The organism is Plantibacter sp. Mn2098 (assembly GCF_049319745.1).
Lineage (GTDB): Bacteria > Actinomycetota > Actinomycetes > Actinomycetales > Microbacteriaceae > Plantibacter.
On record NZ_JBMOUH010000015.1, the window covers coordinates 50,490 to 64,980 of the forward strand.

Consider the following 14,491-nt stretch of genomic DNA (forward strand, 5'->3'; position numbering starts at 1 on the left):
ACCGGTGCCGACCCCTACGGCAGGATGTACCCGGCCGCCGTGAAGAGGCGGTACCACTCCTCGCGCGTGAGACGCAGGTCGGAGCCGGCCGCTGCATCGCGCACCCGGCCGGGGTTCGTGGTGCCGAGGACCACCTGGATGTTCGCCGGGTGGCGCGTGATCCAGGCCGTCGCGATGCCCGTGGGTGTCACATCGTAGGCTGCGGCGAGCTCGTCGATCACGTCGTTGAGCTCCGCGAAGTGCTCGCGGTCGCCCAGGAAGACGCCGTTGAAGAAGCCCTTCTGGAACGGTGACCACGCCTGCAGGGTCATGTCGTTGAGACGGCTGTAGTCGAGGATGCCGTTGTCGCGGTCGATCGACTGGTCGAGGCCGGCCATGTTCGTCGCAATCCCGGACGCGATGATCGGTGCGTGCGTGATGCTGAGCTGCACCTGGTTGATCGCGAGCGGCTGCGTCACTGAACGCTTGAGGAGCTGGACCTGACCTGGCGTGTGGTTCGAGACGCCGAAGTTGCGGACCTTCCCGGAGGCCTGGAGCGCGTCGAAGGCCGTGGCGACCTCGTCCGGCTCGACGAGCGTGTCCGGGCGGTGGAGGAGGAGGAAGTCGAGGTAGTCGGTGCGGAGGGCCGCGAGTGACTCATCGACCGTTGTGAGGATGTGCTCTGCCGAGAAGTCGAAGTAGCCCTTCCGGATGCCGACCTTGGACTGGATGACGACCTGCTCGCGTTCGGCGGCCGTGAACCGGATCGCGTCGCCGAAGCGTTCTTCGCACTGGTGGCGGTCCGAGCCGTAGATGTCGGCGTGGTCGAAGACATTGACGCCGGCGTCGCGGGCGGCTCCGATGAGGGTGCGGATCGCCTCGTCGTCGAGGGTGCCGATGCGCATGAGTCCGAGGATGATGTTCGATGCTTCGATGTTCGTCTGGGGGAGTGCGAGGGTCTTCATCCTGCAAGCCTGGTGGAGCGCGGGGCGCTGGTCAACGGTTTGCCATCACCTGTCTCGGATCTCCGGGATTTCGAAGGAATCGAAACGATGCTTGCGCTCCGGAAGCTACCTTCCTATAGTTGAGCAACCACAGGACTCTCGGGGGAATCACCATGAAGCGACGCACCACGACCATCGCCATCGGAGCAGGCTTCGCGGCCGCCGTTGCACTCACCGTCGTCATCGGGGCGGCGTCGTTCGCCGTCACCGCGACGCCGCGTCTCGCCTCGACCGCGAGCGATGTCGGGACCAGCGCGTCCCCGGGACCCTCGGCTTCTCCATCGGCAACGGCGACGCCGAGCGCCACCCCGGTGCCGGTGCGCATCACGGCGAACAACGACAACGGCACGAACCCGACCGGGGCGAACGTCGGCGCCGGCACGCCAGGGACCGCTTCGCTGAACCTCATGCCAGGGCCCATCGAAATCGCGACCTCGGACTGCATGGCGATCCGCGGCTACACCTGGTCCAACGCGCTCGGGATCCAGATCGCGAATGCGGAACTCGCGGCCGTCGCAGCATCGGCCCAGGCGGGTTACGCCCTCACCGATGCGCAGACGAGGACCGCGGAGAATGCGGCAGCCGCTGCGGCCGCCGGAGTCTCGGCCGATGCGTATCCCGCGTTCCGCTCCGCACTGACGGGGGACTTCGCGAATGATCCGTCCGCGTGCTCCGATCAGGCGGTCAGGGCGAACCAGAGTGCCGGTTTGGGGTCGGACGGGGATAATTTTCAAGCGATCCAGCTCGCCTGCGCTGCGGACCGCGGATTCCCGTTGACGCGCGCGCAGCAGAAGACCCTGTTCAAGACGCTCGAGAGCGACGGTGAGGCGGCTGCCGCAGCGGCGGTGGGGTGGACCGTCGACCAGTATCACGGCTACACGGCGGCGGTCTACGGCAACACCGGCACCGCTGCCGACTACCACTGGGAAGAGGCGGGCTGTGGCGGATACGCCACGCACGCGACCGCCAACGACCACAACAACTGAGTGTCGCCGACCCGTCGGTGATCACACGCTGACGGGTCGGACATCGCAGTCGGAACCCCTTCCGCAGTGAAGCGCGTTCATCCCTCCGGGGCAGAGTTCCCGGATCGATGTGCGCGCTTTTCTCGTGTGACCAGCCGCATTCAGCTTCCGGACATGTGATTCTCGGGTTCTTCCAAGTGGAGGTTCCTCACAGTAAAGCAAACGTAAAGTGGCAGCTTCGCCGCCTCGGGAACGACCCCCATCGACGCCCCGGGGCGGCGACCCACGACCGATGGCACTCAGCTCCGGCCACACCCGAAGAAGACCCGAGGCGGTTCCCCCATGCCACATCAGCCCGGACGGCACGCAGCCGTCTCTCCCAGAGAACTGCGGAGGCAGGCGGCCAGACGCGATGCGGAGTTCACCGAAGACGCGATCGCCGAGCGTGCCAGCGCGCTCAAATCCGTCGCGGTCCGTTCCGGCACGCGACCCCAGCGCCCCGGTCCGGCCACCCGCTCCACTCGCAAGCTCGGTCGCCCGCTCGCGATCCTCGGGGTGATGGCGATCTCCACCGGCCTGATGGTGTCCGTGTCGTTGCCGGCCGCGGCTGCGACCGTCGATCCCGATGCTGCGACCGGAGGGGCGATCCCGTCCGCGGCGACGATGGCGTCCGTCTCGTACGAGGTCGCGCCAGGTACGGCTTCGCCGCAGATCCAGCGTGACGCGTATACCGCGACCTCGCAGTCCGACGTCGATGCTGCGAACGCTGCTGCCGCGGCTGCCGCTTCCGCAGCGGCCGAGTCCGCATCGTCCTCCTCGTCCGGGGGTTCGACCGCGTCGTCTGCGACGTTCGCCGCCCCGGCGGTCGCGCGCTCTGGTGCCGCGATCCTGGCGTACGCGTCGGAGTTCGTCGGCGTCGTCCCGTACGGCAACGGCAACGATCCGTCGGACAGCTTCTCCTGCGACGGGTACGTGCAGTACGTCTTCAAGGCGTTCGGCGTGAACCTGCCGCGTGGCGCCGGGGCGCAGGCGCGGACCGGTGTGCAGATCTCGGCGTCCGAGGCGGTTGCCGGTGACCTGCTCTACTGGCCGGAGGGCCACATCGGCATCTACGACGGCAACGGCGGCATGTACGACTCGCCGGACTGGGGCCGGATGGTCCAGCACCGTCTCTCCATCTGGGGAGACCCCGAGTACATCCGTATCCCGTAGTCGCGTTCGTTCACCCGCCCCGTCCCATCCTCAGCCCGCGAACTGTCACTCGTGGCTGCTCTCAGCCCGCCAGACCAGCCATGACTGACAGCTCGCGAGCCGGAGCGGGGCGGATGTCAGCCGAGGGATGCGCGGATGTCGCGGTGGATCGACTCCAGGATGCGGGCGTTGAATGCGACGCCGAGTTGGTTCGGCACGGTGACCAACACCGTGTCGGCGGCCTGCACCGCGACATCCCGAGCCAATTCGGCCGAAATCACATCGGGCTCTCCGATGTAGCTGCGCCCGAAGCGGGCGAGACCGCTGTCAAGGTTACGGACCTGATCTTTACCCTCGATCCGGCCGCGCAGACCGACGTATCAGTATGTAGCAGGCACTAAAAGGGTTTTGGAAACCCTCTTGGACTCCAAGTCCAACTCCGGTGGTGGAGGTGAGTGGTTGACAGTCGGCCCACGTCGCAGAGTTGTTTCTTTTTTTCCCAGGTTTCTACGATCAGTTGAACGGTCCCCAGGTGCTGCGCGGGATGGACCACTTCGTCGTCCAAGTGACGAACGAGGCCGGATCGAAAGAGGAATCCAGAACCTCGACCGAAAGGATCTGCGACGCGAGCAACGACAGCGTGTGCGTACGAGAGCTGTCGCTCTCCCAATCCCAAAAGTGGTATCGCGGTGTCTTGTCGAGGGCGCGGCTGCCAGGCGCGTAGTCCATCGGAGCGCATCGCCGGATCAGCACCGCTCCGCCGTCTTCCTTCGAGCGGAACGTGACACGCACCTCTTGCAGATTCTCGATCGCGGCCATGATCTCATCGTGGTTGGACAGTTGCATGCGGTTCTCCTCGTTGAGCGTCTGCTGTTGGTCACCGGCGGTGACACATTTCATGAGCGAAGCTTAGGTCACCGCGAGGTTCCTCCACCCAAAAGCGCGGCGTAAGTGACCCCATCATGCGCGCTACGACGACCTGCGGTGCTTTGCGTACTGATCCTGTCGGCGGTTACTGCGACGATGGATAGGACGAAGGGAACACCGATGGCGCGTGTCAAGAAGCCTGGGCAAGGTGAACTCGATCCGCCGCCCGAGGATGGATACCCGAGCGCCTGGGATGTGCCGCAGTTCAAGGAGATGAAGGTGCAGATGAGCGCCATGACGCTCCTGCTTGTGTTCCGTCCTTCACTTCGGCAGCAACTGTCGGCCTTGAAAAAGGAGATGCATCGGATCGTGGGTGCTGTTGATCGGTTTTACGAGCTGGTCGGTGACCGCCACTGGGTGTTCCACGGTTCGCTCAACCTCGAACGTCTCGTCACCGCACTCGACACCGGCTCCGGTGAGGAGGTTGAGAAGAATCTGATCGAGCAGTATCAGGACGCTGAGCGAATGCGCTTTGCTCTCATGCGCGCGAAAGCTGTTCCAGAGTTGCGGCCGTACGCCGCGCTACTGGATGCTGCGTGGCGCGATTATCAGGACGAGCGGTACTACGCCGTGGTTCTGACACTGCTGCCGATCCTGGATGGGTTCGTGGCGACCGTCGGTGACAATCGACGAGGGCTGCACACTCGGGAAGAGCACGAGCTGGTGGTCTGGAACTCGATGATTTCCCACCACAAGGGCCTCGCCGCAACACAGCAATCCTTCCGTAAGAGCTTCAACACGCTCAACGAGGAGCCGCTACACGAGCTTTACCGCAACGGCATCCTGCACGGAAACTTCACGAACTTCGACAACGTGATCGTCGCTTCAAAAGCGTGGAATCGCTTGTTCACATTGATGGACTGGCGGGAGGCCCTGATCGAGTCTGCAAAACCAAAAGCGGTGGAGCCCACACTCAAAGAATCATTCGTAAAGCTCGCTGACACGCGAGAGATGCGTCGTCAGATGGAGGATTGGCAGCCGCGTGCGAGTTCGGTGGCGGAGGACGGCGAAGATGCAGTGATGGGTGAACCTGTCGTGCAGGCCATGGCCGCGATGCTCGAAGCGTGGAAAGCGGGCAACTACGGCAAGCTCGCTGACCACCTCCACGAGACCATGAAGAAGCCTTCACGCGGCGCGTATATAGGACAGGTACGTGGCCGCTTCGCTGATACCGCGCTCGAAAGCTTCACCATCGACGCAGTCGAGATGCGAGCGTCGGGTTGCGGCCACGTGAAGACCACGTTGACGGTCGCGGGCAAGCAGCACCAGTCCGAGTTGCGCGTCCTTCACGTGGACGCTGCTGGCCACGTCCACCCCGAGGGAGACGACCGCGCTTCGTGGCAGACCATCCAAACGTCACCCGAATCGATCATCGGTCGTGATTGGCCGCCCCTTACCTGAGCGGGGCCGATCATCGATCTGTTGTGCGCCGTTCTAACAACACGCCCTTAGTGCCGACGACAACTACTCATCCTCGCCCTGCAGGTCGCTCCTGCTGTCAGCTACTGCGTCCCTGACAGTTATCGCCAACCCAATGCGGGTGCAACGTCCTTCACGATGGACTCAAGCATTGTTGTGCAATAAGCAACCCCGAGCTGGTTCGGGACCGTCACCAGGACGGTGTCCGCCGCCTGGACGGCCGCGTCCTGAGCGAGCTCGGCCGCGATGACGTCTGGCTCGCCGATGTAGCTGCGACCGAAGCGCGCGAGACCGCCGTCGAGGTGTCCGACCTGGTCCTGCGCATCCGCCTGCGCGCGCAGCCCGAAGTAGTGACGGGTCTCGTCATCGATGATCGGCAGGATGCTCCGACTCACCGAAACGCGCGGCTCCCGGTCGTGACCGGCGGCCTTCCAGGCATCGCGGAACATCGCGATCTGTTCGGCCTGCAGTTCGTCGAACGGCACCCCGGTGTCTTCGGTCAGGAGCGTCGAACTCATCAGGTTCATGCCCTGCTCGGCGGTCCAGACGGCGCTCGCGCGTGTCCCGGCGCCCCACCAGATGCGGTCCCCGAGGCCGGGGGACTGCGGCTGGATGGCGAGCGCACCCGTCGTACCCGTCATCTGCGGGTTCGCCTGGGCGATGCCGACGCCATCGATCGCAGCCCGGAACAGGGCGGTGTGCGACCGGGCGAGGTCGGCATCGGTCTCGCCGTCGTCCGGCACGTAGCCGAACGATTCGGATCCGCGGAGCGCGGTCTCGGGTGATCCCCGGCTCACGCCGAGCTGCAATCTGCCGTCGCTGATGAGGTCGGTCGCCGCGGCCTCCTCGGCCATGTAGAGCGGGTTCTCGTAGCGCATGTCGATGACGCCGGTCCCGAGCTCGATGCGCGATGTGCGCGCGGCCATCGCCGCCAGCAGCGGGAACGGGGACGCGAGTTGCCTGGCGAAGTGGTGCACGCGCACATTCGCGGAGTCGATGCCGATCTCCTCCGCGGCGACGGCCAGCTCGATGCTCTGCAACAGCGCATCGCCGCCCGTGCGCACCACGGAACCAGGCACGGCCTGCCAGTGCCCGAAGGACAGGAACCCAATCTTCGTCTTCACCCTCCCCTCAGCGTTCCCATGCGTCTGCATATTCCCGTCCTCATCCCGCGAGGGGTCGCATATGGCTAGTTGGGCCCTATCCGGACTAGCCATATGCGACCCCTCGGCAGCAGGAGATCGGGTTGGTGGGGTTGGATGGGAGGATGGCGACCTCGATACTGCCGATGATCCTCACGCCGGACATCGCGCGACTGCACTGGTTCTACGCGACGCTGCTCGGAGCGAAGGTCGTCGAACGGACGCCGGCGAGCGGAGCGGCGACGTTCTTGGGGCTGCGAGTGGGTGATGCGTCGTTCGGGCTGGTCGCCGAACCGAACGTCGATCTCGATGCGCCGCAACGGATGCTTCTGGCGATCGAGGTGACGGATGTCGCCGAAGTCGTCTCCCGTGTCGAATCCGCCGGCGGCACACTCCGCGGCGGCCCGAACGACATGCCGTGGGGGCAGCGGGTCGCGCACGTCGTCGACCCAGACGGCAACGCCCTCAACCTCATCCAGCCGCTCGCGCAGCCGACGCCGCAGCCGCAGTCCCCGCCCGCCCAGCCTTAGCCCGCGAACTGGCAGTTGTGGCTGCTTCAGCCAACCTGCAACCAGCCACAACTGACCGCTCGCGAGCTGGCACTTGTGGCTGGTCCGGACGGGGCTAGAGCAGCCACGAGTGACAGTTCGCGGGCAGGGCAGGGGCGGCGAGGCAGGGCGGCTAGCGCGGGAGCTGGTCGGGGTGGTCGGGCAGTTCGGGCGCCATGCGCACGAGCGCGGTCTGGTCGGGGGTACGGAAGCCGAACTGCTCGTAGAGTCCGTGCGCATCGCTGGTGAAGAGCGTCCATCGGAAGTGCGCGCCCGGACCCTCGTCGATCATGCGGGACACGATGCGCTTGCCCAGCCCGTGACCACGATGCGCGGGATCGACGAACACATCGGCCAGATACGCGAACCCGAGTCCGTCCGAGACGGCCCGCGCGTATCCCACCTGTTCGCCGGTCTCCTCGACGTACACGCCGACCACGCGCCACGCACTGCGGACCTGCGACTCGACATCGTCGCGCCCGCGCCACTTGGCCCAGTAGACGCTCGTCGACATCGCCCGCCACACCATGTCCAGATCGATCCGGTCGACATCATCATCCAGCACGTAATTCACGCACCCAACCTACCCGCCTCCCTCCCCATCCCTCTGCCGAGGGGTCGCAAAGTGTGGGTGTTCGACTCAAGCACCCGCACTTTGTGACCCCTCGACAGAAGAGAGGGGGGAGGGGGCTAGACCAGGCGGCCGAAGGTCGACTGGATGGCCACCGCCGCGGCTCCACGAGCCCAGGTCGTGAAGTCGGGGTCGTCGATGAGGACGGTCATCGGCTCGGCATCGGCGTCACGATCGGCGGCGATCGCCTCGTGCATCGCCTCGGAGGCGACGTGCGCCAGTCGGATGCCCTCGCCGGACAGGACGACCGCGCTCACCATCGCGAGATTCGCCGCGGCGGCGATGAGCCGACCGAGTGCACGCCCCGACGCCTGCACGACCTGGGCCGCCACCGCGTGCCCGGGCGCGTCGACGTCGAGGGACAGGTCGAGCAATTCCTCGTAGCCGATCTCGTGCCCGAGGCCGACGCCGGCGGTCGCGCACATGCTCGGGATGGAGAGCATCGCAGACGAGCAGCCGCGATGCCCGGTGCTGCAGAGCGGTCCGGTCGGATCGATCGGGAAATGTCCGCCGAGCCCCAGCCCCGTGTCCGGTGTGATGACCTGCCGATCGTGGATCACGAGCCCGTACCCGACGCCGGCCCCCGTGGTGATGACGGCGAAGTTCTCCGCACCGCGGGCCTGCCCGAACCAGTGCTCGGCCTCCGTGAGGGCGACGACGTCGTTCTCGATGACCGCCGGCACCCCGAACCGGCGCTCGACGAGGGCGGCGAGGTCCACGTCGTGCCAGTCGAGGAACGGTGCACGCGTGACCATCCTGGACCCGGTGACCTTGCCGCCGATGCTCACCCCGATCGCCGTCAGCGGGCCTGATCCGGTCTGCGGTGCGAGCTCGTCGATGATGGCAGCGATGGCGTCGACGGCGTCTTCGGGCCGCCGACCGATGAGATTCGCCGTCGCAGAGCCCAGGACATTCGTGCGCAGGTCGGTCGCGACGCCGAGTGCCTGCTCTCCCGTGACCTTGATGCCGAAGAACCGTTGTGCGTCGACGCGGACGTCGAGCGGTTTCGCGGGCCGGCCGACGGCGCCGTCGAGGAGTTCGGGCGCCTCGATGAAGAGCCCGCGGTCGAGGAAGGGTTTGCTGAGCCTCGTGAGGCTCGCGGCGGACAGTCCGAGGCGCCGCCCGAGTTCGCTGCGCGCGATGGGGCCGTGGATGAGGACCTCGCGGGCGAGGCCGCGGCCGGAATCGCCGACGTCGGCTCGTGGATCCGTCATCGTCATCGATCGCCTTTCCGGTAACCCTGGCCCGGATTATTCCACGGCGGATCGAACCAGCGCTAGCCGGAGGAGCATGGGTCCGTGCTCGGTGATGGAATCCGTCCTTGACAGACCTATTCCTTCCGTCGTAGAAATAATCCAGGCAAGGTCGCGAACCGCTCAGCGAGTCCACCAGCTGACCGCCGGACCGACCACCAGCGCAAGGAGGCGCGATCGTGCAGTCATCAGAACCCAGCGATACCGATGCGGGGGATCGTCATCGATCCAGAACCCGCACGACCCACCAGCCCGACCGGCCGCACCGGCCCCGTCAACCGCGTCAGACCCGCCGGGTCGTCGCCGGAACGCTCGGCGTCGTCCTGACGGCCGCTGCGCTCACTGGTTGCTCCACCCAGGCGGGCGACGGCATCGTCACCCTCGACTTCTTCCAGTTCAAGCCGGAAGCGGTCAAGGAGTTTGCGCAGATCATCACCGACTTCGAGGCGAAGAACCCCGACATCCGAGTGGTCCAGAACGCGGTGCCGGACCCGGACACGGCCATCCGCACTCTCCTCGTCAAGAACAAGGTCCCCGACGTCCTCACCCTCAACGTGAGCGGCAACTACGCCGAGCTCGCTCGGGCCTGCGTCTTTGCGGACCTCTCGAAGGAGCCGGTCGCGAAGACCGTCAACCCGGCGGTGCAGGACATCGTGCAGGCGCTCGGAAGCTGCAACCCGGACGGTGGATCCGGGCCGGAGGTGAACGCGATGCCGTTCGCGAGCAACGCCTCCGGCATCATCTACAACCCGGACATCTTCAGGGAGGCCGGCGTCGCGGTCCCGACCACCTGGGATGAGCTCATCGCAGCGGCGAAGACGTTCCAGGACCAGGGCATCAACCCGCTCTACTGCACGATGAAGGACGCGTGGACGGCAGGTCCGGCGTTCGTCAACATCGGCGGGGCGCTGATGCCGAAGGACTTCTTCACCGACCTCCGCGCTGAGGGCTCCGATGTCAGCGGCGGGAAGGTGTCCTTCTCGAAGGACTTCGCCGACGCGACGAAACAGCAGGTCGAACTCTTCTCCTACTGCCAGAAGGACTTCGCGAGCCGCGACTACAACGCGGGCAACGCCGCCTTCGCGAAGGGCGAGTCCGCGATGTACCTGCAGGGCTCCTACGCGATCCCCGCCATCCGGGTGACCGACCCGGACGCCCCCATCGCGACGTTCCCGTACCCCGTCACCAACGACCCGGACAAGCGCATCGTCGTCTCCGGTGTCGACGTCGGCATCTCCATCGGACGCGACACGAAGCACCCGGCCGAGGCGAAACGATTCCTCGACTACCTGATGTCCCCGGACGTCGTGAACGCGTACTCGAAGGCGCAGAGCACCTTCTCCCCGCTCGTCGACGCCGCACCCAACACCGATCCGGCCCTCGCCGGACTCGAGCCGTACTTCTCCCAGGGGAAGATCATCGGCTTCATCGACCACCAGATCCCCGCGTCGATCCCGCTCACGAACCTCTTGCAGTCCATGGTCATCACGGGCGACTCGAAGACGTTCCTGCGGGATCTCGACAGCGAGTGGTCGAAGGTCGCAGCACGTTCCGCCACCGCGAGAGAAGGCAAATGATGAGCGCGACACCGCAGGCGACGACGCCGGCATCACAGCCGGGCACACCGCAGAACACCGGCCAGACTACGGGTCAGACCACTGGCCAGGACACGGCCCGAACCACCCCGCAACCTCCGCTCGCCCGGGTGCGCCGCGAAGAACCGCGCCGACGAGGACGCGTCCCCCGCGCCTTCTACTGGATGGTCGTCCCAGCCGTGGTGATCTTCTTCGTACTGCACACGATCCCCGTGCTGACCGGCATGTTCTTCAGCCTCACCAACTACGCCGGCTACGGCAACTGGAGCCTCGTCGGCTTCGCCAACTACCTCAACCTGTTCCAGGACAGCCGGGTCCTGAACTCCTACGGCTTCACGTTCTTCTTCGCGGTCGTCTCCACGATCCTCGTCAACGTGATCTCCCTCGCGATCGCGCTCGGACTGAACGCCAACATCAAGTTCCGGACGGCGTTCCGCGGGATCTTCTTCATCCCGTACGTGCTCGCGATCCTGATCATCGGCTACGTGTTCAATTACCTGTTCGCGAACTCGTTCCCTGCCATCGCGGAGAACCTCGGGCTCCCGGCGGGCAACCTCCTCGCCGATCCGTCGTTCGCCTGGGTGGGCATCGTCATCACGACTGTCTGGCAGGCGGCGGCGTTCAACGTCATCCTCTACCTCGCCGGCCTGCAGACGATCCCCGGGGAGCTCTACGAGGCGGCGGCGATCGACGGCGCAGCCTCCTGGCGCAGATTCCGTTCGATCACGTTCCCGCTCATCGGTGCGTACTTCACCATCAACATGGTGCTCTCGTTCAAGTCGTTCCTGCAGGTCTTCGACCAGATCGTCGCCCTCACGAACGGCGGTCCTGGCACGTCCACCGAATCCATCGCCATGGTGATCTACCGCGGCGGCTTCCAGGGTGGCGAGTACGGCTACCAGATGGCCAACGCGGTCGTGTACCTCGTGGTCATCATCCTCGTGTCATTCATCCAGCTGCGATTCCTGCAGCGCAGGGAGGCGAGCGTCTGATGTCCGCAACCACCACCGAAACCAGATCCGTCACCACGGCGCACCGCGCCGGCGCGGAACGGCACAACCGCCGGCCCGTCCTCGCGACGCTCAGCGGCGGCAACGGAGGCACCAACTGGTGGATCACCGCCCTCATCGCGGTGTGTTCACTCACGGTCCTCATTCCGCTGTACTTCACGATCATCACCGCGCTCAAGTCGCCCGATCAGCTCGGCGGCACCGGGTTCGAACTGCCGACGAGCATCCGATGGGAGAACTTCGCCGACGCGTACGAGCTCACGAACTTCCCGCGTGCGCTCCTCAACACGGCGCTCATCACGGTCGGCGCCGTCGTCCTGACGCTCATCACGAACTCGCTCGTCGCCTACGCGATCGCCCGCAACATGCACCGCAGGTTCTTCAAGGGGCTGTACTTCTACTTCCTCGCGGCGATCTTCGTACCCTTCCCGATCATCATGCTCCCGGTTGTGAAGGAGACGGCGCTGCTGGGGCTCGACACCCCTGTCGGCCTCATCCTGCTGTACACGGTCTACGGGCTGTCGTTCAACATCTTCATCTTCACCGCGTACATCCGGTCGATCCCGATCGAGCTGGAGGAGGCGGCGAGGATGGACGGAGCCAGCACCTGGGGCGTGTTCTGGAAAGTCGTGTTCCCGCTCCTCGCGCCGATGAACGCGACCGTCGGCATCCTGACGTGCGTGTGGGCGTGGAACGACTTCCTGCTCCCGCTCGTCATCCTGTCGGACCCGTCCGCGCAGACGCTCCCGCTCGCCCAATACGTCTTCCAAGGACAGTTCAACACCAACTACACCGTTGCGTTCGCCTCCTACCTGATGGCGCTGGCACCACTGCTCGTGGTGTACATCGTCGCGCAGAAGTGGGTCGTGAGCGGTGTGATGAGAGGATCGGTCAAGTGACCATCGAAACAACCGAAACCCCCGTATCCGAAGCAGGCGGCGCGGCTGTCGCAGGCGGCGCGGGACAGGCCGCCGCGGCGTCAGCAGTGCTGGAGGCCACAGGCACCCCGGCCTGGTGGTCGAATGCCGTCGTGTACCAGATCTATCCGCGCAGCTTCGCGGACGGCAACGGCGACGGATTCGGCGACCTGGCCGGCATCCGCTCGCGCCTCGGCCACCTGCAGGACCTGGGCGTCGACGTCATCTGGCTGTCGCCCATCTACCGCTCGCCGCAGGCCGACAACGGCTACGACATCAGCGACTACCAGGACATCGATCCGCTGTTCGGGACGCTCGCCGAGTTCGATGAGCTCCTCGCCGAGGTGCACGCGGCCGGCATGAAGCTCGTGATGGACCTCGTCGTCAACCACACAAGCGACGAGCACGCGTGGTTCGAGGCGTCCAAGTCGTCGAAGGACGACCCCAAGCGCGACTGGTACATCTGGCGAGACCCGATCGTCGACGAGCACGGCGTCGCCGGGCCACCGACCGCCTGGCGGAGCGCGTTCAGCGGTCCGGCGTGGACGCTCGATGAGACGACCGGCCAGTACTACCTGCACATGTTCGCGTCGAAGCAGCCGGACCTCAACTGGGAGAACCTGGACACCCGCGCCGCCGTCTTCGCGATGATGAACTGGTGGCTCGACCGCGGCGTCGACGGCTTCCGCATGGACGTCATCAACCTCATCGCGAAGGACCCGGCATCGCTCCTGCCAGGCGCTCCGCACATGAACACGGGGCCGCAGATCCACGACCACCTGCAGGAGATGCACCGCGAGGTGTTCGCCGATCGCGACGCGCAGCTCATCACGGTCGGCGAGATGCCGGGCGTGACCGTCGAGGACGCCGTGCTCTTCACCGATGCGGCGCGGCGCGAACTCGACATGGTGTTCCAGTTCGAGCACGTCGGTCTCGACCACGGGCCGGAGACGAAGTTCGACAACCGCCCGCTGTCGCTCGTGGACCTCAAGCGGTCGCTCGGACGCTGGCAGGACGGGCTCGCATCGGCCGGGTGGAACAGTCTCTACTTCGCCAACCACGACCAGCCGCGCTCGCTGTCGCGCTTCGGCGACGACACGCGCCGGTACGAGTCCGCGACGCTCCTCGCGACGATCCTGCACCTGCACCGCGGCACGCCGTACGTGTACCAGGGCGACGAGATCGGGATGGCGAACGCCAGGTTCACCTCGATCGACCAGTACCGGGACATCGAGTCCGTGAACTGGTTCGACGAGGCGCTGGCCGCCGGGTGGACCGAGCAGGACGTGCTCGACGCGCTCGCGTTCCGCAGCCGCGACAACTCCAGGACGCCCGTGCAGTGGACAGGGGAGGCCGGAGCCGGATTCACGGCGGGGACGCCGTGGATCGAGGTCGGACCCGATGCCGCGACCGTCAACGTGGAGGCCGATCGTGCGGCGGGCGAGCGTTCCGTGTTCGGCTACTACCAGCGGCTCATCGCGTTGCGCCACGAGCTACCCGTCGTGGCCCTCGGCGACTTCGCGCTGCTCGCTCCGGAGCACCCCGCGCTGTACGCCTTCACGCGGACCCTCGGCGACGACCGCCTGCTCGTCCTCGGCAACTGGTCCGGCGAGGAGCTCGCGGTCGGCGTTGACGCAGCTGCCGGTGCTGTCGGCGATGCGGCGTTCGACGCCGAGCTCGCGGCGTTCGTCGCGGCGGATGCGACCGTCCTCATCGGCAACCTGCCCGATGTCGCCGCCCGTGGCATCGCATCGCCCCTCGCCCCGTGGGAGGTCCGCGTCCTGCGCCTCCCGCGCTGACGATCCCAGCCCGCGAGGGGAGGCGACCTGTCGTCCGAACGCCGTCTCAACGGCAGTTCGCCTCCCCTCGACGGCTACCCCGTTCCCTGAGCTGGTCGAAGGGACTCTCGG

At 66.1% G+C, this 14,491-nt stretch carries 14 protein-coding genes; 8 read left to right on the forward strand and 6 right to left on the reverse strand.

The window, feature by feature from the left end; all coding sequences use genetic code 11:
- Nucleotides 1-14 precede the first annotated feature (14 nt).
- Nucleotides 15-944, reverse strand: coding sequence for an aldo/keto reductase (locus ACL9RL_RS19295; RefSeq protein ID WP_422781914.1), 930 nt, complete (start codon nt 942-944; stop codon nt 15-17).
- 152 nt (nt 945-1,096) lie between these two features.
- Here ACL9RL_RS19295 and ACL9RL_RS19300 point away from each other — a divergent pair, with 152 nt between their 5' ends.
- Together ACL9RL_RS19300 and ACL9RL_RS19305 are read left to right on the forward strand one after the other, a co-directional pair.
- Nucleotides 1,097-1,969 (forward strand): hypothetical protein, encoded by an 873-nt coding sequence (locus ACL9RL_RS19300; protein ID WP_422781915.1) that lies wholly within the window; start codon nt 1,097-1,099, stop codon nt 1,967-1,969.
- 321 nt (nt 1,970-2,290) lie between these two features.
- The gene (locus ACL9RL_RS19305; protein WP_422781916.1) at nt 2,291-3,160 is read left to right on the forward strand and encodes a C40 family peptidase; all 870 of its coding nucleotides are present in this window, start codon (nt 2,291-2,293) and stop codon (nt 3,158-3,160) included.
- Nucleotides 3,161-3,276: 116 nt separating this feature from the next.
- Here the strand turns inward: ACL9RL_RS19305 and ACL9RL_RS19310 are convergent, their stop codons facing one another.
- Complete coding sequence (locus ACL9RL_RS19310; RefSeq protein WP_422781917.1) at nt 3,277-3,420, reverse strand: hypothetical protein; 144 nt, start codon at nt 3,418-3,420, stop codon at nt 3,277-3,279.
- Between the two features lie 232 nt (nt 3,421-3,652).
- Nucleotides 3,653-3,958, reverse strand: coding sequence for a hypothetical protein (locus ACL9RL_RS19315; RefSeq protein WP_422781918.1), 306 nt, complete (start codon nt 3,956-3,958; stop codon nt 3,653-3,655).
- A gap of 228 nt (nt 3,959-4,186) precedes the next feature.
- On the opposite strand from ACL9RL_RS19315, the gene ACL9RL_RS19320 reads away from it, so the two are divergent.
- Nucleotides 4,187-5,467 carry a hypothetical protein gene (locus ACL9RL_RS19320; RefSeq protein ID WP_422781919.1) on the forward strand — a complete coding sequence of 427 codons (1,281 nt, stop codon included), beginning with the start codon at nt 4,187-4,189 and terminating at the stop codon, nt 5,465-5,467.
- A 119-nt stretch (nt 5,468-5,586) separates the two neighbouring features.
- On the opposite strand, the gene ACL9RL_RS19325 is transcribed toward ACL9RL_RS19320, so the two are convergent.
- The gene (locus tag ACL9RL_RS19325; protein ID WP_422781920.1) at nt 5,587-6,609 is read right to left on the reverse strand and encodes an LLM class flavin-dependent oxidoreductase; all 1,023 of its coding nucleotides are present in this window, start codon (nt 6,607-6,609) and stop codon (nt 5,587-5,589) included.
- A gap of 143 nt (nt 6,610-6,752) precedes the next feature.
- On the opposite strand from ACL9RL_RS19325, the gene ACL9RL_RS19330 reads away from it, so the two are divergent.
- The gene (locus ACL9RL_RS19330; protein ID WP_422781921.1) at nt 6,753-7,157 is read left to right on the forward strand and encodes a VOC family protein; all 405 of its coding nucleotides are present in this window, start codon (nt 6,753-6,755) and stop codon (nt 7,155-7,157) included.
- A 151-nt stretch (nt 7,158-7,308) separates the two neighbouring features.
- Here the strand turns inward: ACL9RL_RS19330 and ACL9RL_RS19335 are convergent, their stop codons facing one another.
- Both ACL9RL_RS19335 and ACL9RL_RS19340 read right to left on the reverse strand, forming a co-directional pair.
- Complete coding sequence (locus ACL9RL_RS19335) at nt 7,309-7,749, reverse strand: GNAT family N-acetyltransferase (RefSeq protein ID WP_422781922.1); 441 nt, start codon at nt 7,747-7,749, stop codon at nt 7,309-7,311.
- Between the two features lie 116 nt (nt 7,750-7,865).
- The gene (locus ACL9RL_RS19340; RefSeq protein ID WP_422781923.1) at nt 7,866-9,020 is read right to left on the reverse strand and encodes an ROK family protein; all 1,155 of its coding nucleotides are present in this window, start codon (nt 9,018-9,020) and stop codon (nt 7,866-7,868) included.
- 218 nt (nt 9,021-9,238) lie between these two features.
- On the opposite strand from ACL9RL_RS19340, the gene ACL9RL_RS19345 reads away from it, so the two are divergent.
- From ACL9RL_RS19345 to ACL9RL_RS19360, 4 genes are all read left to right on the forward strand, one after another.
- A complete protein-coding gene (locus tag ACL9RL_RS19345; RefSeq protein WP_422781924.1) occupies nt 9,239-10,636 on the forward strand; it encodes an ABC transporter substrate-binding protein in 1,398 nt (465 codons plus the stop codon).
- Nucleotides 10,636-11,646 (forward strand): carbohydrate ABC transporter permease, encoded by a 1,011-nt coding sequence (locus ACL9RL_RS19350; RefSeq protein ID WP_422781925.1) that lies wholly within the window; start codon nt 10,636-10,638, stop codon nt 11,644-11,646. The genes ACL9RL_RS19345 and ACL9RL_RS19350 overlap by 1 nt, the downstream gene beginning before the upstream one ends.
- The gene (locus ACL9RL_RS19355; RefSeq protein ID WP_422781926.1) at nt 11,646-12,563 is read left to right on the forward strand and encodes a carbohydrate ABC transporter permease; all 918 of its coding nucleotides are present in this window, start codon (nt 11,646-11,648) and stop codon (nt 12,561-12,563) included. Before ACL9RL_RS19350 ends, ACL9RL_RS19355 begins: the two co-directional genes overlap by 1 nt.
- A gap of 86 nt (nt 12,564-12,649) precedes the next feature.
- The gene (locus ACL9RL_RS19360) at nt 12,650-14,380 is read left to right on the forward strand and encodes a glycoside hydrolase family 13 protein (RefSeq protein ID WP_422781929.1); all 1,731 of its coding nucleotides are present in this window, start codon (nt 12,650-12,652) and stop codon (nt 14,378-14,380) included.
- The last annotated feature ends 111 nt before the right edge of the window (nt 14,381-14,491 follow it).